The sequence below is a fragment of the Pseudoalteromonas amylolytica genome (genome assembly GCF_001854605.1).
Classification (GTDB): domain Bacteria; phylum Pseudomonadota; class Gammaproteobacteria; order Enterobacterales; family Alteromonadaceae; genus Pseudoalteromonas; species Pseudoalteromonas amylolytica.
Window position 1 is genome coordinate 652,699 of sequence record NZ_MKJU01000025.1, and the last position, 19,575, is coordinate 672,273.

General features: G+C 42.9%; 17 protein-coding genes. 13 read left to right on the forward strand and 4 right to left on the reverse strand.

Annotated elements, in window-relative coordinates:
* Positions 1 to 5: 5 nt before the first annotated feature.
* Positions 6 to 1,751 carry a DUF3466 family protein gene (locus tag BET10_RS09485; protein ID WP_070985279.1) on the forward strand — a complete coding sequence of 582 codons (1,746 nt, stop codon included), beginning with the start codon at positions 6 to 8 and terminating at the stop codon, positions 1,749 to 1,751.
* A 51-nt stretch (positions 1,752 to 1,802) separates the two neighbouring features.
* Here the strand turns inward: BET10_RS09485 and BET10_RS09490 are convergent, their stop codons facing one another.
* Positions 1,803 to 2,309, reverse strand: coding sequence for a DUF2062 domain-containing protein (locus BET10_RS09490; RefSeq protein ID WP_070985280.1), 507 nt, complete (start codon positions 2,307 to 2,309; stop codon positions 1,803 to 1,805).
* Between the two features lie 54 nt (positions 2,310 to 2,363).
* Between BET10_RS09490 and BET10_RS09495 the strand changes: the two genes are divergently transcribed.
* The 7 genes from BET10_RS09495 (at position 2,364) to BET10_RS09525 (ending at position 9,993) form a co-directional block, all read left to right on the forward strand.
* Positions 2,364 to 4,556 (forward strand): DNA internalization-related competence protein ComEC/Rec2, encoded by a 2,193-nt coding sequence (locus BET10_RS09495; protein ID WP_338053297.1) that lies wholly within the window; start codon positions 2,364 to 2,366, stop codon positions 4,554 to 4,556.
* Positions 4,557 to 4,701: 145 nt separating this feature from the next.
* On the forward strand, positions 4,702 to 6,438 hold the full coding sequence (msbA, locus tag BET10_RS09500; protein WP_070985284.1) for a lipid A export permease/ATP-binding protein MsbA: 1,737 nt from the start codon (positions 4,702 to 4,704) through the stop codon (positions 6,436 to 6,438).
* A gap of 2 nt (positions 6,439 to 6,440) precedes the next feature.
* The gene (gene lpxK, locus BET10_RS09505; protein ID WP_070985287.1) at positions 6,441 to 7,421 is read left to right on the forward strand and encodes a tetraacyldisaccharide 4'-kinase; all 981 of its coding nucleotides are present in this window, start codon (positions 6,441 to 6,443) and stop codon (positions 7,419 to 7,421) included.
* The gene (locus BET10_RS09510; protein ID WP_070985289.1) at positions 7,411 to 7,608 is read left to right on the forward strand and encodes a Trm112 family protein; all 198 of its coding nucleotides are present in this window, start codon (positions 7,411 to 7,413) and stop codon (positions 7,606 to 7,608) included. Before lpxK ends, BET10_RS09510 begins: the two co-directional genes overlap by 11 nt.
* A 45-nt stretch (positions 7,609 to 7,653) precedes the next feature.
* Complete coding sequence (locus BET10_RS09515; protein WP_070985291.1) at positions 7,654 to 8,319, forward strand: TIGR01621 family pseudouridine synthase; 666 nt, start codon at positions 7,654 to 7,656, stop codon at positions 8,317 to 8,319.
* A gap of 1 nt (position 8,320) precedes the next feature.
* Entirely contained in the window at positions 8,321 to 9,121 is an 801-nt protein-coding gene (gene tcdA, locus BET10_RS09520; RefSeq protein WP_070985293.1) for a tRNA cyclic N6-threonylcarbamoyladenosine(37) synthase TcdA, read from the forward strand.
* A 167-nt stretch (positions 9,122 to 9,288) separates the two neighbouring features.
* Positions 9,289 to 9,993 (forward strand): substrate-binding periplasmic protein, encoded by a 705-nt coding sequence (locus tag BET10_RS09525; protein ID WP_217495733.1) that lies wholly within the window; start codon positions 9,289 to 9,291, stop codon positions 9,991 to 9,993.
* Positions 9,994 to 10,028: 35 nt separating this feature from the next.
* Here the strand turns inward: BET10_RS09525 and BET10_RS09530 are convergent, their stop codons facing one another.
* The 3 genes from BET10_RS09530 to BET10_RS09540 all read right to left on the reverse strand — a co-directional run bounded on the left by BET10_RS09530 (position 10,029) and on the right by BET10_RS09540 (position 13,049).
* A complete protein-coding gene (locus BET10_RS09530) occupies positions 10,029 to 10,436 on the reverse strand; it encodes a SufE family protein (RefSeq protein ID WP_070985296.1) in 408 nt (135 codons plus the stop codon).
* Between the two features lie 5 nt (positions 10,437 to 10,441).
* Positions 10,442 to 11,659, reverse strand: coding sequence for an aminotransferase class V-fold PLP-dependent enzyme (locus BET10_RS09535; RefSeq protein WP_070985298.1), 1,218 nt, complete (start codon positions 11,657 to 11,659; stop codon positions 10,442 to 10,444).
* Positions 11,660 to 11,762: 103 nt separating this feature from the next.
* Positions 11,763 to 13,049, reverse strand: a complete 1,287-nt coding sequence (locus BET10_RS09540) for a citrate synthase (RefSeq protein ID WP_070985300.1) — start codon at positions 13,047 to 13,049, stop codon at positions 11,763 to 11,765.
* Positions 13,050 to 13,448: 399 nt separating this feature from the next.
* Here BET10_RS09540 and sdhC point away from each other — a divergent pair, with 399 nt between their 5' ends.
* From sdhC to BET10_RS09565, 5 genes are all read left to right on the forward strand, one after another.
* Positions 13,449 to 13,826, forward strand: a complete 378-nt coding sequence (gene sdhC / locus BET10_RS09545; RefSeq protein ID WP_070985301.1) for a succinate dehydrogenase, cytochrome b556 subunit — start codon at positions 13,449 to 13,451, stop codon at positions 13,824 to 13,826.
* The gene (sdhD, locus tag BET10_RS09550; RefSeq protein WP_070985304.1) at positions 13,817 to 14,164 is read left to right on the forward strand and encodes a succinate dehydrogenase, hydrophobic membrane anchor protein; all 348 of its coding nucleotides are present in this window, start codon (positions 13,817 to 13,819) and stop codon (positions 14,162 to 14,164) included. Before sdhC ends, sdhD begins: the two co-directional genes overlap by 10 nt.
* On the forward strand, positions 14,165 to 15,937 hold the full coding sequence (gene sdhA / locus BET10_RS09555) for a succinate dehydrogenase flavoprotein subunit (protein WP_070985306.1): 1,773 nt from the start codon (positions 14,165 to 14,167) through the stop codon (positions 15,935 to 15,937). It begins immediately after the preceding gene.
* A gap of 10 nt (positions 15,938 to 15,947) precedes the next feature.
* Complete coding sequence (locus BET10_RS09560) at positions 15,948 to 16,667, forward strand: succinate dehydrogenase iron-sulfur subunit (RefSeq protein ID WP_070985309.1); 720 nt, start codon at positions 15,948 to 15,950, stop codon at positions 16,665 to 16,667.
* A gap of 85 nt (positions 16,668 to 16,752) precedes the next feature.
* Positions 16,753 to 19,566, forward strand: coding sequence for a 2-oxoglutarate dehydrogenase E1 component (locus BET10_RS09565; RefSeq protein WP_070985311.1), 2,814 nt, complete (start codon positions 16,753 to 16,755; stop codon positions 19,564 to 19,566).
* Positions 19,567 to 19,575 lie beyond the last annotated feature (9 nt).

Sequence of the window (19,575 nt, forward strand, 5' to 3'; positions counted from 1 at the left end):
TAAAAATGAAGCACACAGTTTTAGCTGCAAGCATTTTAGCTGGCCTAAGTGGTCAAGCCCTTGGAGCAACATATACATTATCTGAGCTTCCTCGCTATGAGGGAGCGAAGTACACATTTATTTCAGATGTGAACAATAAAGGTGAAATCATCGGTGCGGCATCGAGTAATTTTAACCTACCGATTGATATATCGTATATTGACTTTGAAGACGTTGATCTCAAAAATGCCTATGACAATACAAAAGAAAGCTTTGAAGCGATTGATGAAGAGATTTCTTTTACACTAGATGATATTAAAAATGGTGCTGCGGCAACAAATGCAGATGCAAACGCTTTCATGTTGAACTTTTTAAGCGCTCGTACCAACAATGCAAAATATCAGAAAATTCAGGACCGTGTAGCATTACATATCGATGCTGTGTCTGCACAAGAACAAGTTTTGTTTGATGTGGAAACTCAAGCGACCAACGGTTTAACTCGCTCAGTATCAAACTACTTAACAGCAATTAGTGAAGATGGTGTGATTGTTGGATGGGGCTCTGCACCTTTTTCTAAAGAAACATTTACGCCTGAGGGAGAGTCTGACGCTGAGACATTCTTTGTGCGTGATTGGGCATCGAGAGGTATTGTGATCACCACACAAGGTGAAAAAATCACCTTGGCGCCAGAGTTTTCTGAGCACGGTGGGTTCAGCATGGCGACCGATATTAAAAAGTTAGATGACGGTGGCTATTTAGTTGTGGGTCAAAGTAGTGTTGGCATTCCTGAGAACCGCCAAACAAACTACGATGACAGTTGTGATGGAAAAGACGAGCCAATCGCGGTATGCGCTTGGCAGAGACAATTGTCTAGCCAATTTTATGACCTAAGAGCATTTCAGTGGAAGTTAGATGAGAACTTTTCAGTATTAAGTACCACAGACTTAGGTTTAGGCTTAACACCCAAAGATGATGAAAATGATGCTTTTGTTAGTGCTGCTTTGGCTGTTAATAAATCAGGTGTGGCAGTAGGTTACTCTCCATATCGTGAGGGCGATGATCTCTATCCGTATGGTGTAGCAGGCTACTTTGAGGGTGGTGAGTTCAAACCATTTAAGACATTAGAAAATTGGTATGAATTAGGTAAAGCAACAGATATCAACAACAATAATATTGCTGTTGGTTACATGGCAGAGAATGTGCGGGGCTCTATCCTTGACCAGTATGCATTTTACTACGATTTAAATGAGAGCAAATATGTGCAGTTACCTTACTTTTTCAAAGGTTCAAAAACTGTAGCGACTGATATCAACGACGCGGGCTACATCATCGGGCAAGCGGAAATAGAGAAGAATAGTAGCAACCGCCGTAGAGAAGGCTTCATTTATAAAATAGGTGACGAAAAAGTCACCAATATAAACGACCTATTACCCTGTAAAGATAGTAATGGCGAAAACTATCCGTATACGATAGCCGAGGCGATAAAAATTACTGAATCTAACCACATCTATGCGATTGCCACTAAGACGGTAGAGCGAAGAGATAGGCTAGGTAACGTCACCAAAGACAGCAACGGTGAAATTGAGTATGAGACAGTGACGCTGCCGGTACTATTGACGCCAAATCCAGATGGGCAAGTTGAGGAGTGTGCACCTCCTGAGGCCGAAACTTATGAGCGTAAGTCTGGTAGTTGGTCGGCTTTAAGTTTGTTCGCGTTACCGCTTATATGGTTAAGGCGACGTAAGCTGACTCTGACTAGAGCTTCATCTTAATCTCACAATAAAAAAGCCCGAAAGGGCTTTTTTATTGTCTATGCTTTGTTGTTAAGAGCGCCTTGATGACCAGGCTCTGTTAACTGAGCGGCGCCACAAATAATCAATACCAAAATAGCCAATAACAGAGGCGATGCTCGCGCAAATCAAAGAGCCAACGATAAATGCAGGCCCAATGGTAGATAGGCTTTGTGATAGCCATTCCCAACTTGCTTCGAAATGGAAAGGCTGGGTTTCTTGGCCTAATGCGAGTACACCAACTAGATAAGAGCAATAGAAAATAGGTGGCATCGTTAATGGATTGGTTAGCCAAACCAAAGCCACAGAAAGCGGTAAATTTACGCGAAATGGAATCGCGAATGCAGCCGCAAGAACCATTTGAAAAGGAACAGGGATGAACGCAAAGAATAACCCCACGGAGAATGCCCCCCGAGCTGAGCGGCGATTTAAGTGCCATAAATTGGCGTCATGTAATAAACGACCAAAAATTTTCAATGACTTTTGCTGTTTGATCTTATTGTGATCAGGTAAAAAGCGTTGGATCGTTTTCTTAGCCATAGTTTGCAACCATATACTTCAGTTCTCTTGGGGTATGGGTTTACATCCGGCTGCTTGCTTACCGTATTTTTTTATGGACGGTGGCAGTTTTTTTGCAGCGTTTTGTTTCTTTTGCTCGTTGCCCGTTATTTTAAGCCGTTTTGGTTAGTTTTGTTAGGGTTTATTTTCGCTATTTTTGCAGTTCAGGTACATTACAGTTTGTTTTATAAACAGATTGATGTAAAAGCCACAGATTCTCAGTTAGTTAATGTAAGAGGTTTTGTCGAAAAACAACTCGGCCGTGATTACTTTCAAGTGCAGTTGACTCAAATTTCAAATCATCGAATCGCTAAGTTTCGTATTGTAAGAGCTAATGTTTCTATACCTTCGCCTCATCACTCTTCGCTCATTGGTGCGTCTTTTTCCGCTTCCGCCAAGTTAAAGCCATATAGAAGCCGCAGCAACTTCGATAACTTTAATAATGAGTTGTATGCCTTTACTCGTCACGTTCAGTTTAAAGGGAGACTCTCGGAGGTAGTGTTAAGTGAAGCAACTTCACTCGGTTTCACAGAGGTATATCGAAGGTGGCTATGGCAAAAAATTAGCCATTTTAAACTAGGATGGCTTTATTACACCTTACTCAGTGGAGACAAATCTCATATTTCTTATGAAGATAAGCAAACTATGCAGCGCTTAGGGTTGAGCCACATGTTAGCCATATCAGGGCTACATGTGGGGATCGTATATGGTCTATTTTTCTACTCTAGCAAGTTGTTGGTTTTTTCGGTTGGCTTTTGTTTCAAAGTAAATAAACAACAATGGGATATTAATGGTATTCATGCTCTAACAGGTTTGTTTGGAGCAGGCTGCTATGTGCTGTTAAGTGGTTTTGGTGTCTCAGCATTGCGAGCTTTTACAATGTTGGCGGTGTTGGTGGCCGCTTATGTGTATGCCTGGCGTGTGGCAAATTATCGAAGTTTGCTTTTTGCGCTTTGTATTGTGCTATTTGTGAACCCTTTTTCATTATTAAATCCTGGCTTGTATTTTTCATTTATCGCAGTGTACGCGATTTTCGTAATAGCCAATTCTAGTACTGATGACCACTTAAAGTCTCGTGGCTTTGTTTTTAAGCTACTGGTTTTGCAGTTGCTTCTTGGCGTTATTCTTACGCCATTAAGTAGCTTTTATTTTTATGGTGTCAGTTTGGGGGCAATACTAACCAATTTAATCTTTATTCCATTACTGACTTTTCTGATGTTGCCTGCACTGTTACTTGTTCTTGTTATTCTGTGGCTTAACCTCGACATATCCTGGTATCACTTTTTTGATCTAACGGTTGACTGGCTACTGGCCCAATGCATAAATTTATTTGCCAATTCAGGTTGGTTGGAGACTGTACCTTTTACTTGGCCATTTTTAATTACGTTTTATCTGTCTATGTTATTGGGCGTACACTTTGTGTTGTGGCGCTGGCTTGGGGCTATCCCAGTGCTTGTAGGAGCCCTAAGCTGTGCCCTGAAACCTGATATTGTTTGGCAAATAGATGTTTTTGACGTGGGGCACGGAACCTCAGTCTTGGTGTCACACCACGGTCAGGGAGTGTTATATGATTTAGGTGCAAAATATTTTAATAGTTTCTCCTTGTTTGAACGTGTTGTAAAACCTTATTTGCAAAAACACCAGCTACGGCTTTCTCATGTAATTTTGAGTCATTCGGATCAAGACCATATTGGTGGTCTTAAGGAGCTTATTGACTACAGTGGCTACGCGCCTTTGGAAGCATTTCATAATTTAGACCCTCATTCGCACTGCAATATTAAGTCAATCACGTTCAATAAGCTGACGATAGAATCTTTGTGGCCCGTGCAAACAATGAATAGTGATAACAACAACTCGTGTGTGCTAAGGATTACAGATGGACGATTTTCTGTGTTGTTACCCGGTGATATTGAACACGCAGCTGAGCGCGCTCTAGTAGAGCACTATGGAGAAAAATTACGTAGTGACATTTTATTGGTGCCGCATCACGGTAGTAAAACATCTTCAAGTTGGGCCTTAATTCAGGCTGTTTCGCCCAATATCGCGATTTTATCTAGAAGTTTTTATTCCATGTGGCACCTCCCACATGCTTCCGTCGTTGAGCGATATAACAAGCAGAAGATTAAACTGATAGACACTGCAACTGAGGGACATATTCGAGTACAAATTAGTCATTCCAACCTGTACTTAGAGTCGGCGAGAACATTACACCCTTATTGGTTTCTCTAACACACGGTAAATCGGATGAATGTTGACCAAAACAGCGACAAGGCTATGCTTTTGAAGTCAAACAATTGATTTTAGCCACATACCATTTTGTTTTTGTACGGTGCGCAAGTACAATGGGCGGGTTTTTTTATATCAGAGAGTTCATATGCAGCAAAGTGCCAAGCAGATCTACAAACGGCTACTTAAGTATACCTTCGATTATAAAGCGGTCGCTATACTTTCCATCGTAGGGATGTTGGGCTACGCCGCCATGGATGCTCTGTTTATCAAATTGATGCAGCCTTTTATTGATGACGGACTGACGCAGCGCAATACTGAAGTACTCACATGGGCACCGCTGGTGGTAATCGCTTTGGTGCTTGGGCGGGGTATCTTCAACTATATGGCGTCATACTGTTTGAGTTATGTCGGTTCTCAAGTTGTGAGAAAACTTAGGCAGCAATTGTTTGAACATATGTTGTTTTTGCCTGTGTCATTTCATGACCAACACTCCAATGGTGACATGATCTCAAAAATCACTTTTGATACCGAGCAGGTTCAACAAGCAATAACTCGTGCGTTACAAGTGATGATAAGAGAAGGGGCGTTTGTCGTCTTTTTACTCGTAGTTATGTTTGATGCTAGCTGGCAGTTATCTTCTATTTTCTTAATTATTATTCCGATTGTTGCACTTATCGTGAATGTTGTTTCAAAGCGTTTTCGTAAGATATCTAAGAACATTCAAGATGCAATGGGAGAAGTAACTCGGGGCTCGGAGCAAATGCTTGCAGGGCATAAAGTTATCCACGGTTTTGAGGGGCATAATAAAGAGATAGAGCGTTTTGCTCAGGTTAATAATCACAATCGCCAGCAACGCGTTAAGATGGACGCAACCAGAGCACTTAGTGTCTCTGTCATTCAAATACTCGCCGCCAGTGCAATGGCATTGATCCTTGCAATTATAGCTATGCCATCGATGATAGATACAATCACATCGGGTACGTTTGTGGCGTTGCTTTCTTCTATGATGATGATGCTAAGACCCTTGAAGCAGTTGGCAAATGTGAACGGTGAATTACAACGTGGTATCGCGGCCGCGCAAAGTATATTTGAAATCTTAGATACACAGCTTGAGAAAGATACTGGCACGCTAGATCTGCCCTCGTGCACAGGCGAAATTGTGGTTGAGGGTGTAACTTTTTGCTATCCAACAAAAAAAGAGCCAGTTATCAGAGGCTTATCTTTGCATATCAAGCCTGGTGAGCGAGTAGCTTTAGTTGGGCGCTCAGGCTCTGGTAAATCAACATTGTCTAACTTATTGCCAAGATTTTACGACATAGAAATGGGCAGTATTTTACTCGATGGGCGCCCGATTCAGGACTATACACTCAAAGCGTTACGCCGTCAGTTCTCTTTGGTATCTCAACAGGTTGTTTTGTTTAACGATACTATCGCCAATAACATCACATATGGTTTAGATACGCCACTATCAGAGCCGCAGTTAATCGAAGTAGCCAAGCAGGCTCATGTTTGGGAGTTTGTGGAGTCTTTGCCAGAGGGACTTAATACGCTAGTGGGTGAAAATGGCGTTATGCTTTCAGGCGGGCAGCGCCAGCGAATTGCTATTGCCCGCGCGATTGTGAAAAATGCACCTATTCTTATCTTAGATGAAGCCACTTCTGCATTGGATACAGAGTCTGAACGTCTTATTCAAGACGCATTGGACTCGTTGATGGTGGGAAAAACTTCAATTGTGATTGCACATCGTCTATCTACCATTGAGAAATCAGATCGCATCTATGTGCTTGAACAGGGCCAGATAGTTGAACAAGGTACGCATCAGCAATTGCTCGCGTCTGAAGGTATTTATGCAGCACTTTGCAAAATGCAACACGGGGCTTAAATGTGAACGTTATTGAACGTAGTTGGTACAAACCCAAAAGCCTGCTTACCTATCTTTTATTGCCTTTGAGCGCCTTGTTTTGGCTGATTAGCTCATATCGTCGTTGGCGCTTCAAGTCTGGGCGTAGTCAGGTATTTAGGGCTCATGTTCCCATCATTATTGTTGGTAATATAGGTATTGGTGGCAATGGCAAAACACCATTTGTGTTATGGTTGGTACCTTACCTACAAGAACTGGGCTTAAAAGTCGCGGTGATCAGCCGAGGGTATGGTTCTTGTGCATCCGAGTACCCGTATTTGGTTAGTCACGCAAGCACGGTGAAAGAGGCCGGTGATGAACCTTTTTTGCTCGCATCTCGCTTGCATTGTCCAGTTGTAATTGGCGCAAATAGACAAGCCAGTTGTGACTATATTAAACAAAACTGTGATGTAGATGTCATAGTTTCGGACGATGGTTTACAGCACTATAGCATGCACCGAGACTTAGAGCTGTGTATTGTTGATTCGCAGCGTCGTTTCGGAAATGGTTGCTTGTTACCAGCAGGGCCGCTCAGAGAATTACCGAGCCGTTTATCTGAGGTAGATCTTGTGATAGAAAATGGCGGACAGACTAAGCTTAGTTATCAGTTACACAATTCAGGTATCTACAGCGTAAAAAATAAGCAACCGTGTGATGACTTTCAAAATAGCGGGGTTGCTGTGAGTGCAATTGGTAACCCTCAACGTTTTGAATCGAGTTTGCAGGCATACGGCATTGAGCTAAATGACTGCGTACATTTTAGGGACCACCATGCGTACAGTTTTGAAGATTTTAGCAAATATGCTGACAGCACCATTTTTATGACCGAGAAAGATGCCGTGAAATGTCAGGCTTTTTGCAAAGACAATTGGTACTATTTACGGGTAGATGCTAAGCCAAGCGAAGCATTGCAATCAAGATTAAAACAACTGCTAATACAAAAAGAGATTTATCATGGCGTTTGACAGAAAACTTTTAGAGATCCTTGCCTGCCCAGTTTGCAAAGGAAAGCTACAGTACGATAAAGAAAATAACGAGCTGATCAGCACCGCTGCTAAACTTGCGTATCCAATTCGAGAGGACATCCCAGTATTGCTTGAAAACGAAGCGCGAGAATTGAGTTCAGATGAAGTTGAAAAGTGGCACTCATAATTACTTTCTATTTAAAACTTAACTTTGTCTTTCGTTAACATGGCTATGTGTGACATTCAGTTATTGGCTGATGAGCCTGAGTACGTTGTTGCAATTAAGGCAGCAGGTGTTAGTTTTCACAGTGAGAGTGGAATTGGCTTTGTTGCTCAGCTTGAGCAACAGCTTGATGTTAAGCTCTATGCAGTGCATCGTTTGGATAAAGTAACATCTGGCTTACTGATCTTAGCGAAATCAAGTGCTGCAGCGAATAAACTGAGTGAGCTGTTTGCAACTAGGGCGGTTGATAAGGCTTATCTGGCGTTAATAACTGATAAACCAAAGAAAAAGCAAGGCTGGATTAAAGGTGATATGAGCAAATCCAGACGCGGTGCTTATAAGTTGTTAAAATCTACAGATAACCCAGCTGTGACACGTTTTTATAGCATGAGCTTAGAAAGTGGCTTAAGGGCTTGTGTTTTGAAGCCATTTACAGGTAAAACACACCAGCTCAGAGTCGCCCTAAAAAGCTTGTCAGCCCCCATCTTGGGTGATGAGCTTTATGGTGCAATGCCGAGCGATAGGGTGTACCTTCATGCTTATGCCTTACGTTTTATGTGGCAAGGTGACAGTAAAACTTATTATGCATTGCCTCAACCTATGGGGCAGTTTTCAAAATTAATTAATCATGTGGATTTTGCTAAATGGCAAAATCCTTGGCAGTTAGAGTGGTAATATGACTGATCAACAGACCCAGTTGCGTTTTGGCGGTATCCAACGTTTATATGGAGAGCAACAATGTGAGTGGCTGGCGCAGGCAAACTTTTGTGTTGTCGGCATAGGAGGTGTAGGTAGTTGGGTCGCTGAAGCGCTGGCACGAACGGGAGTTGGTAAAATTTGCTTAGTTGATCTCGACGATATCTGCGTGACCAATGTTAATCGTCAAATTCATGCATTATCGTCAACGATAGGTGAGCAAAAGATAGAGGCGATGGCCGAGCGGCTCAAGCAAATCAATCCCGCATGTGAAGTCTCATTGATTGATGACTTTATCACCCTAGATAACATCTTTGAGCATATTGTAGGTTTTGATTATGTTATTGACTGTATTGATGCGGTAAAGGAAAAGGCCGCGCTCATCGCCCACTGTAAACGCCGCAAGCTCCCCATCATCACTACAGGTGGTGCGGGGGGCCAAACTGACCCAAGTCAGATCCAGTTTGGCGATGTGGCTAAGACGACTCAAGATCCCTTGTTGGCTAAAGTCAGATATCTACTTAGAAAAAACTACAATTATTCTACTAATCCAAAACGTAAGTTTGGTGTTGATTGTGTGTACTCGACAGAGCAACTAGTTTACCCAACTGAAAGCGGTGAAGTTTGTATGGCTAAACAGCAGGCCGATGGAAGCAAGAATATGGACTGTGCCACCGGATTTGGCTCTGCGACTATGGTTACAGGCACATTTGGTTTTTTCGCTGCATCAAGGGCTATCCGTAAGTATTTGGACAAAAAAGTGAAGCAAACCTGTGAGTGATTAAGTTGGAATCACTAGGTCGATTTTAATTTTTTGGTGGGGTAATTGCACAAATAAACACAACAATGAGCGGTGTGCTATGATCTTATTTTCTTCAATGTTGCATCGCTAAGCAAATGCCATATTTCTTCATGTTGTTCATTGTATATTCTATGCTGGTTGTGTCGATGGCAAGAGCCGAGCACATCAGAGTAGTGACAGAACATTTGGAACCCTATCAGGTGCAGAAAAAGAACGGAGAATTAGGCGGTTTCATGACTGAGATCATCAAGGCGATGTTTTCCTTGACTGGTGATAGTTACAACATCGAAGTTATGCCTTGGGCGAGGGCCTATGAAACGGCTTTACATGAGCCAAACGTTTTAATTTATTCAATTGTGCATACTAGGGCGCGTGATCAGCATTTTGAATGGATTGGTGAAGTGCCTAGAGATACTATTTTTCTATGGGGGCTTAAAAGTCACTTTCCCGAAGAACGTAATTCACTCAGTTCACTTCATTCATTTAAGTACTTTGAAACTGCGGTGATCAGAGGCTCGAATACTGCGCAATATCTACAGTCACATTACTTTAAACATCTTGTCCCTGTCAGTTATGAAGAACAACTCTTAAAGTTGTTAGTACGAGAACGGGTAGCGCTTATCATGGGCACAGAACACTCGATACGAAATCATGCACAAAACGAAAGCGTAGATCCTGCTTCGTTAGTTAAAGTCGTAGAGTTGACAGAATTGAATGTGAGTATAGGGATTGCCTTTAATAAAAAATCCAATCCTTTGCTCATCCAGCGATACAAAGAGGCATTTCAACAACTGGATAGCACAGGAGCACTGCGTCGTATAAAAAGAGACTGGTATGCAAGGTCACCTTAAATTTAAAAATAAACGCGCGTTTGACACGCGCCGCTTCAGGTCAATTGCGTAATTTGCTTCTGAATTTTGTCTACAATTGCTTTAATACCATTGCCTCTGGATGGACTGAGGTGTTTAATTAATCCCAGAGACTCAAACTCTTGATAAGCGTCAATCTGTTTCGCTTCTGTAGGCGTTTTTCCATTGTACATAGCCAGTACAATAGCAAGCAGTCCCTTAACAATACGCGTGTCGGAATCGCCAACTAACAATAGGTTTTGCTGCTGCTCGTCCAATTCAATGTGTAACCACACGTTACTTTCACAGCCAGTGACTTTGGCTTGCTCTGTTTTCAGAACTTCAGGCAAAGCAGGAAGCTGTTTACCAAGCAACATGATTTCACGATAGCTTTGTTGCCAGCCTGATGTGTTAGAGAGTGTGTTATATATTTCTTGATAAGTCACAAATTTTATCCTTCGATCAGTTCAATACTATTTTGTAATGCACTGATAAAACAATCAATATCGTCTTTGTTATTGTAAAAAGCTAAACTGACCCGTATGGTGCCATCTAAGTTGAGTACTTGCATAAGTGGTTGCGTGCAATGATGGCCACTTCTCACGGCAACGCCATAACTGTTAAGCAACATCGCCAGATCATAGTGATGCTCTGATTTGTATGAAAAACTCACAGTACCAATGTTATTAACCAAGTCGCCATATAGCCTAACGCCTTCAATCGAGGATAATTGTTCGACTAAATATACGAATAATGCTTGTTCATATTGATGCATCTGTTGAAAATCGATGGCATTCAAATAATCTAATGCTGCACCGAAGCCTAAAACCGCAGAAATGTTAGGTGTACCAGGCTCAAACTTTGCGGGAGCTTGGCGAAAAGTGGTGTTGGCAAAGCTAACGGTGTCTATCATTTCGCCACCTGTTTGGTAAACAGGTAATGCATTTAACAGCTCATATTTGCCGTATAAGACCCCAAGTCCCGTTGGGCCTAGCGCTTTGTGCGCAGAAAGTACATAAAAATCACAATCTAACTGGCGTAAGTTCGGACGCAAATGGAGGAATGCTTGTGCACCGTCTACTAAGGTAATCGCGCCTACCTGCTTTGCTTTGGCAACAAGAAGCTTTACATCTTGAATATTGCCAAGGGTATTAGAAGCATGTGAACAAGCAAAAACTTTAGGCTGCCATTTTTGTATTGTAGTGATTGCTACATTTGTGTCTATGACCCCTTGTGCATCAACTGGAATAACTTCTAATCTTGCCCCTGTACGTATTGCTAGTTGTTGCCATGGGACGATGTTTGCGTGATGCTCAAGCGCACTAATCAAAATGACGTCATTTGAGGTTAGTTGTGAGGTCAATCCTGCTGCTACCAGATTAATACCATGCGTTGCACCACTGGTCCAAACACACTCTGTTGCATTGACATCAAGAAAGTCCGCCAATTTTTCCCTTACGTTTTCGTATTGTGTTGTAGCGGTTTCACTGAGTGTGTGTAAACCTCTGTGTACGTTCGCATTATTTTTAGTATAAAATAGGTTAATCGCGTCGATCACCGCCTGAGGCTTTTGGCTGGTGGCGCCCGAGTCTAAGTAAACTAAAGGATGACCCTCGATGGTCTGCGTTAGAGTTGGGAAGTTTTTTCTCAGCTGTGCGATATCACTCATGCAAAGGTCCTTAGCTAAATCGAGCGGCGATTTTAAATAGATTTTGTATTTAATGCCAATAAAAAAGGCCGCACATGGCGGCCTTAATCCGATAATTACAGAATTATCTTTTTGATGTAGGCGTGTAATCACGCTTCGTGTAGCCAGTGTATAGCTGACGAGGACGACCAATTTTGTGCCCTGGCTGAGATAGCATTTCATCCCAGTGAGAGATCCAACCTACAGTGCGCGACATCGCGAAAATAACTGTGAACATGCTGGTAGGAATACCAATCGCTTTCAAGATGATGCCTGAATAGAAGTCTACGTTAGGGTAAAGCTTCTTCTCGATGAAGTATGGGTCTTCTAGAGCGATTTGCTCAAGCTTCATTGCAACATCTAGTAGTGGGTCTTGAATGTTTAATTCTTTAAGTACTTCGTGACAAGTTTCACGCATTACCGTTGCACGAGGGTCAAAGTTCTTATATACACGGTGACCGAAACCCATTAGACGGAATGGATCGTTTTTGTCTTTTGCCTTGGCAACGTACTCGTCGATGCGATCTACCGAACCAATTTCTTCTAACATATTCAAGCAAGCTTCGTTTGCACCACCGTGAGCAGGGCCCCAAAGTGAAGCGATACCCGCAGCGATACAAGCGTATGGGTTTGCGCCAGAAGAACCCGCTAAACGTACCGTTGATGTTGATGCGTTTTGCTCGTGGTCAGCATGAAGCATGAAGATTTTGTCCATTGCTTTAGCAAGGATTGGGTTTACTTCATACTTTTCAGCAGGCACAGAGAACATCATGTGTAGGAAGTTTTCTGCGTAGCTAAGGTCGTTGCGAGGGTAAACGAACGGCTGACCTACATTGTATTTGTACGCCATAGCTGCAATTGTCGGAAGCTTAGCAATTAAACGAACCGCGCTGCGGTGACGTTGATCTGCATCTGAAATATCTAAATCATCGTGATAGAACGATGACAAGGCACCAACTACACCACAAAGCATTGCCATTGGGTGCGAGTCAACGCGGAAGCCTTGGAAAAATACTGCGATTTTCTCATGCAACATGGTGTTGCGTGTGATCTCATCTGCAAATTCAGCGTGTTGTTCAGCTGTCGGTAACTCACCTTTTAGTAAAAGATAACAAAGTTCGATGTAGTTAGAGTTGTCAGCAAGCTGTTCAATGGGGTAGCCGCGGTGTAACAATACGCCTTTCCCGCCGTCAATGTAGGTGATAGATGACTCGCACGAACCGGTAGACATAAAACCTGGATCATATGTGAAATGGCCGTGAGCACCTAGGGTACGAACATCAATTACATCTTGGCCCGCTGTGCCTGAGTATATCGGTAGCTCGATCGGATCGTGACCTTCAATATGTACTGTGGCTTTCTTATCTGCCATCTATTTATCTCCTATGAAATAACAATTCTGATTGTTATGTTGTGATTCTAATGTTAAGCAAATTCTGATCATTTTAACGTAAAACTGGGGTGGAAAGTCAATTTTTCTGAGAATTATGCAAATATGTATAATAAATATTCTAGCCAGTTTAAATATTATACCATTGGCTAATTCGCAAGCGTCTCAATCTAAACAAGAATTGTAAAAGCACTCACGGCCTTATATACTGTCAAAGGTTTTATACCGTATCGTCTGTGGGTAAACCTATTTTTACGAAAAACGGATGAGTCTTTTGGAAAAACAGGTTTATTTAGAGTGTGCCATTTGTGCATGTCGCGCAAATGGATTTTATAAAAACAAGTAGATGAGCTCCTTTGTGGGCAAGATGGGCAAGTAACTGTGAAAAAGCAAAGACCTGTAAATCTAGATCTTACGACTATATCTATGCCGGCAACGGCTAAAGCGTCGATTCTACACCGTGTTACTGGTGTGGCATTATTCTTCGCTTTGACTTTTGTCATTTGGGCTTGGTCTGAGTCTCTTTCTTCTCCTGAAGGGTTTGAATTTGTAAAGGGCCTATTTAGTGGCTTTATTGCAAAGTTCATTGCATGGGGCACCGTCAGCGTATTGGCGTATCACCTTATTGGTGGTATTCGTCATATGATCCAAGACATGGGTCATTGGGAAGAATTAGAGTCGGGCAATAGCAGCGCTAAAATTGCAATTGCACTTTCTGTGGTTGTAGCAATTCTAGCAGGAGTGTGGATATGGTCTTAAATCAAGCAACTCTCAAGCGTGACGGCGTACAAGATTACGTTTCATTACGTACAACCGCATTAGTAATTGCAGCATATGCAGTATTTATTGTTGGTTATTTACTTCTAACACCAGAACTTACATTTGAAGCGTGGCAAGGTTTGTTTTCAAATCTAGCTGTTAAAGCTGCGACAATCGTTACTTTAGTGTGCATTATGGTACACACTCATATCGGCTTATGGCAGGTATTAACAGACTATGTGAAGTGCTCAACAATGCGTTCAGTACTTGGCTTCGTATTAAACCTAATGGCTCTTGCTTACGTAGCAATTGGTCTGTTTGTTCTGTGGGGTGTTTAAGTGAAATATAATACTCGTGAATTTGATGCTGTAGTAATCGGTGCCGGTGGTGCTGGTATGCGTGCAGCGCTTGCGATTTCTGAATCTGGTAAAACTTGTGCTTTGATTTCAAAGGTTTTCCCAACTCGTTCTCACACAGTATCAGCGCAAGGTGGTATTACCGTAGCGCTCGGTAACTCGCACGAGGATAACTGGGAATGGCACATGTACGATACGGTAAAAGGTTCTGACTTTATCGGAGACCAAGATGCCATCGAATACATGTGTCAAACTGGTCCTGAAGCAATCACCGAATTAGAAAATATGGGTCTACCATTTTCTCGTTTCGAGAACGGTCGCGTTTATCAGCGTCCTTTCGGTGGTCAATCAAAGAATTTTGGTGGTGAACAAGCGGCGCGTACAGCAGCTGCGGCGGACCGTACAGGTCATGCATTGCTTCACTGCTTATACCAGCAGAACGTTAAAAACAAAACTAACGTATTCTCTGAATGGTATGCATTGGATTTGGTAAAAAATGACAATGGTGATGTAGTTGGTTGTACAGCCATTGATATCGAATCAGGTGAAGTAACTTACTTCAAATCTAAAGCTGTTGTATTAGCAACGGGTGGTGCAGGTCGTATCTTCGCATCTACGACGAACGCTCACATTAACACTGGTGACGGTGTTGGTATGGCGACTCGCGCAGGCATTGCGATGCAAGATATGGAAATGTGGCAGTTCCACCCAACAGGTATTGCTGGTGCTGGTACGCTGGTTACTGAAGGTTGTCGTGGTGAGGGTGGTTACCTTCTAAATAAAGACGGCGAACGCTTTATGGAACGTTATGCTCCAAATGCTAAAGATTTAGCATCACGCGACGTTGTTGCTCGTTCAATGATGACTGAAATCCGCGAAGGACGTGGTTGTGACGGTCCTTGGGGTCCACATATTAAGCTGAAGCTTGATCACCTAGGTGAAGAAACGTTGAATCTACGTCTGCCTGGTGTTTGTGATCTGTCTAAGACATTTGCACACGTTGACCCTGCAAAAGAGCCAATTCCAGTTATCCCAACCTGTCACTACATGATGGGTGGTGTACCAACTAACGTTAACGGTCAAGTATTGAGCGTAGATGAAAATGGTAACGGCAAGCTGGTAGAAGGTTTATTCGCAGTAGGTGAGATTGCATGTGTATCTGTACACGGTGCAAACCGCTTAGGTGGTAACTCATTGCTAGACTTAGTTGTATTCGGTCGTGCTGCTGGTAACTTCTTGGGTCAATACCTTGCTGATGCGCAAATTTCTAAGCAAGCGTCTAGTGACGATGTTGATGCCGCGTTTGCACGCTTCAATCGCTGGGAAACTTCAGCAAAAGGTCAGGGTGAAGATCCTGTTCAGATCAAAAAAGATCTACAACAGTGTATGCAGCTTAACTTCTCGGTATTCCGTGAAGGTGACTCAATGGCAGAAGGTCTACAGCAGCTTAAAGAGATCCGTGAGCGTCTACAGCATGCGCGTCTTGATGATAAGTCTACTGAGTTCAACACTCAGCGTATCGAATGCCTAGAGCTTGATAACCTCATGGAAACTGCGTATTCAACAGCTGTCGCAGCTAACTTCCGTACGGAAAGTCGTGGCGCTCATTCACGTTTTGATTACCCAGATCGTGATGATGAAAACTGGTTATGCCACACGGTTTATAACCCAGTAACGGAAAGCATGAGCAAGCGTGAAGTTAACTACGCGCCTAAGACTCGTGAAGCATTCCCACCTAAAGCACGTACTTACTAGGAGCACAGCGATGGCAACTTTAGAATTATCTGTTTATCGTTATAATCCTGATGTGGACAATGCGCCACGTATGCAGGACTACAAGCTTGAAGTAGAAGAAGGTCGTGACATGATGGTGTTGGACGCGCTTTTACTTCTTAAAGAGCAAGATCCAACTTTATCTTTCCGTCGTTCGTGTCGTGAAGGTGTATGTGGTTCTGACGGTGTAAACATGAATGGCAAAAATGGCTTAGCATGTATTACTCCAATTTCAGCACTACAGAAAAATGGCAAAGGTAAAATCATTTTACGTCCATTACCAGGTCTTCCAGTAATTCGTGACTTAGTGATTGATATGAGCCAGTTTTACACTCAGTATGAGAAGGTTAAACCTTATCTTATCAATGACAAGCCAACGGGTGGCGAAGAGCGTCTTCAAACAATTGAAGAACGTGAAGAGCTAGATGGTTTGTACGAGTGTATTTTATGTGCGTGTTGTTCAACGTCATGTCCTTCGTTCTGGTGGAACCCAGACAAGTTCATCGGTCCTGCCGGTCTTCTACACGCCTATCGTTTCTTGGCTGATAGCCGCGATACAGCGACTGAAGAGCGTTTGGCTGACCTTGACGATGCGTTCAGCGTATTCCGCTGTCACGGTATCATGAACTGTGTTAGCGTATGTCCAAAGGGCTTGAATCCAACTAAAGCCATTGGTCAGATTAAATCTATGTTGTTAAATCGTTCGGTTTAATACATATTTAAATCCTTAGATGGCATGCATACGCATGCCATCTTGTTATTAATTAAATTTCTGCGCTAAAGAAAAGGGCTAATAAATGCACGAAGGTGTGATGAAGGCATGGCTAGAATCTTCGCATTTGTACGGCGGAAACGTAGCTTATGTAGAAGAGCTTTATGAAGCGTATCTTGATGATGCGACTTCAGTGCCAGAAGAGTGGCGAGAAGTGTTTGATCAACTTCCAAAAGTTGACGGTGTGGATGTCGATGTAAAGCATTCACAAGTAAGGCAGCAATTTGCTGATCTTGCAAAAAATAAACACAGAGAAGTAGTGGTTGCAGCGGACAGCACAAGTGATGCTAAACAAGTACGCGTACTGCAACTAATTAACGCATTTAGGTTTAGAGGCCACCAAAACGCTAATCTAGACCCACTTGGTTTGTGGAAACGTGAGCGAGTTCGTGACTTAGAACTTGACTACCACGAGTTAACCGATGCGGATTTAGAAAAAGAATACAACGTTGGCTCTTTCGCCTGTGGCAAAGAGACGATGAAGCTTAAAGACTTATATTCAGCATTGAAAACCACCTATTGTGGTTCAGTGGGTGCTGAGTATATGCACATCACTTCTACAGAAGAAAAACGTTGGTTACAGCAGCGCCTAGAATCAACCTTCTCAAAGCCTAAATTTAGCAAAGAAACTAAGCTTCGTATTTTGAAAGGCCTTACAGCGGCAGATGGCTTAGAAAAGTACCTAGGGGCAAAATTCCCTGGTGCTAAGCGTTTCTCACTCGAAGGTGGTGATGCGCTAGTGCCTATGCTTAAAGAGCTAATTCATCGTGCAGGTGAAAGTGGTCAGCAAGAAGCCGTTATTGGTATGGCCCACCGTGGTCGTCTCAATGTACTAGTTAACGTATTGGGTAAAAATCCTCAGGTACTGTTCGACGAGTTTGCTGGTAAGTACGGCGAATTAGCAGGCTCTGGTGATGTAAAATATCACATGGGTTATTCGTCTGACTTTGCAACGCAGGGTGGTGACGTCCACATGGCGTTGGCATTCAACCCATCTCACCTAGAGATCGTTAACCCAGTAGTTATGGGCTCAGTGAGAGCACGCCTTGACCGCTTAGGGTGTAAGACTGGTTCTAAAGCACTACCAATCACCATTCACGGTGACTCTGCGATAGCAGGACAAGGTGTTGTACAAGAAACATTTAACTTGTCGCAAACCCGAGCATTTGGTGTAGGTGGTACAGTTCGTATCGTAGTAAACAACCAAGTTGGCTTTACTACATCAAAACAAGAAGATGTGCGTTCTACAGATTACTGTACAGACATTGCTAAAATGGTTCAGGCACCTATCTTCCATGTCAATTCTGATGACCCTGAAGCCGTTGCTTTTGTGACGCAAATCGCTCTAGATTTCCGTAACCAGTTCCGTCGTGATGTGGTTATTGATTTAGTGTGTTATCGCCGCCACGGTCACAACGAAGCTGATGAGCCTAATGCAACACAGCCGTTGATGTATCAGAAAATTAAAAAGCATCCTGTACCGCGTCAGCTATACGCAGACCAATTAGTGTCTGAAGGCGTTATCACAACAGATGACGCAAAAGCACTAAGCGACATGTATCGCAATGGTTTAGATCAAGGTGTGTGTGTGGTTGAAGAAATTAAGCCTGATACCAAACACTCATCTGACTGGTCTAAATTTGTTGGCCATGATTGGGATGTTGCGTACGATCCGAAACTGTCTGTAGAAAAGCTAACACAATTAGCAGAAAAAGTTTCCACTTACCCTGAAGAGCATAAAGCTCAGTCTCGCGTTAAGAAAATTTATGACGATCGTCAAGCCATGGCCAAAGGCGATAAGCAATTAGACTGGGGTATGGCAGAAACACTTGCTTATGCAACGTTAGTTGACGAAGGTGTAGATATTCGTATGACAGGCCAGGATTCTGGTCGTGGTACGTTCTTCCACCGTCATGCTGTAGTTCATAACCAAAAAGATGCGTCGACTTATCTACCACTTCAAAACGTGAGTGAAAATCAAGGCTCATTCGAAGTTTATGATTCAGTACTATCTGAAGAAGCGGTATTAGCATTCGAATATGGTTACGCAACGGCTGAACCTACTTCACTGGTACTTTGGGAAGCACAGTTTGGTGATTTCGCCAACGGTGCACAGGTTGTGTTTGACCAATTCCTAAGTTCAGGTGAACAAAAGTGGGGTCGTTTGTGTGGTCTAACTATGTTATTGCCTCACGGTTATGAAGGTCAGGGTCCAGAGCACAGCTCAGCGCGTTTAGAGCGTTACTTACAACTGTGTGCAGACCATAATATGCAAGTGTGTGTGCCTTCAACACCTGCACAAGTTTATGCGATGTTACGTCGTCAATCGGTTCGTCCATTGCGTCGTCCTTTGATTGTTATGACGCCTAAGTCATTACTGCGCCACCCGTTAGCGGTGTCTTCACTAGAAGAATTAGCGGATGGTGTATTCCATAACATGATTGATGAAATCGATGATATCGATCCAGCTAATGTTAAGCGCGTAGTGTTCTGTAGTGGTAAGGTGTATTACGAGCTGTTACAAGAGCGACGTAAGCAAGAACTGGATAATGTTGCGATTGTACGTGTAGAGCAGTTGTATCCATTCCCACATCAGGAGATGGACGAGATTATGGCTCGTTACCAGCACGTGAAAGATTTTGTTTGGTGTCAAGAAGAGCCACAAAACCAAGGTGCTTGGTACTGTTCGCAACACCATTTCTGGGATGCAATCCCAGCAGGTGCGAATTTAACATATGCTGGCCGTAAAGCATCGGCAGCACCAGCGTGTGGCTACATGTCAACACATACCAAAGAACAAAACGCGTTAGTTGCTGACGCATTAACAATTAAGAAATAAGGGATAAGA

What these genes read in the sequence shown, in the direction of transcription:
- BET10_RS09515 (WP_070985291.1), top strand. Translation starts at nt 7,654, where the DNA reads ATGTGTGACATTCAGTTATTGGCTGATGAGCCTGAGTACGTTGTTGCA.
- BET10_RS09490 (WP_070985280.1), bottom strand. Translation starts at nt 2,309, where the DNA reads ATGGCTAAGAAAACGATCCAACGCTTTTTACCTGATCACAATAAGATC.
- tcdA (WP_070985293.1), top strand. Translation starts at nt 8,321, where the DNA reads ATGACTGATCAACAGACCCAGTTGCGTTTTGGCGGTATCCAACGTTTA.
- BET10_RS09540 (WP_070985300.1), bottom strand. Translation starts at nt 13,049, where the DNA reads ATGGCAGATAAGAAAGCCACAGTACATATTGAAGGTCACGATCCGATC.
- BET10_RS09525 (WP_217495733.1), top strand. Translation starts at nt 9,289, where the DNA reads ATGGCAAGAGCCGAGCACATCAGAGTAGTGACAGAACATTTGGAACCC.
- BET10_RS09510 (WP_070985289.1), top strand. Translation starts at nt 7,411, where the DNA reads ATGGCGTTTGACAGAAAACTTTTAGAGATCCTTGCCTGCCCAGTTTGC.
- BET10_RS09565 (WP_070985311.1), top strand. Translation starts at nt 16,753, where the DNA reads ATGCACGAAGGTGTGATGAAGGCATGGCTAGAATCTTCGCATTTGTAC.
- BET10_RS09485 (WP_070985279.1), top strand. Translation starts at nt 6, where the DNA reads ATGAAGCACACAGTTTTAGCTGCAAGCATTTTAGCTGGCCTAAGTGGT.
- msbA (WP_070985284.1), top strand. Translation starts at nt 4,702, where the DNA reads ATGCAGCAAAGTGCCAAGCAGATCTACAAACGGCTACTTAAGTATACC.
- BET10_RS09535 (WP_070985298.1), bottom strand. Translation starts at nt 11,659, where the DNA reads ATGAGTGATATCGCACAGCTGAGAAAAAACTTCCCAACTCTAACGCAG.
- BET10_RS09560 (WP_070985309.1), top strand. Translation starts at nt 15,948, where the DNA reads ATGGCAACTTTAGAATTATCTGTTTATCGTTATAATCCTGATGTGGAC.
- sdhD (WP_070985304.1), top strand. Translation starts at nt 13,817, where the DNA reads ATGGTCTTAAATCAAGCAACTCTCAAGCGTGACGGCGTACAAGATTAC.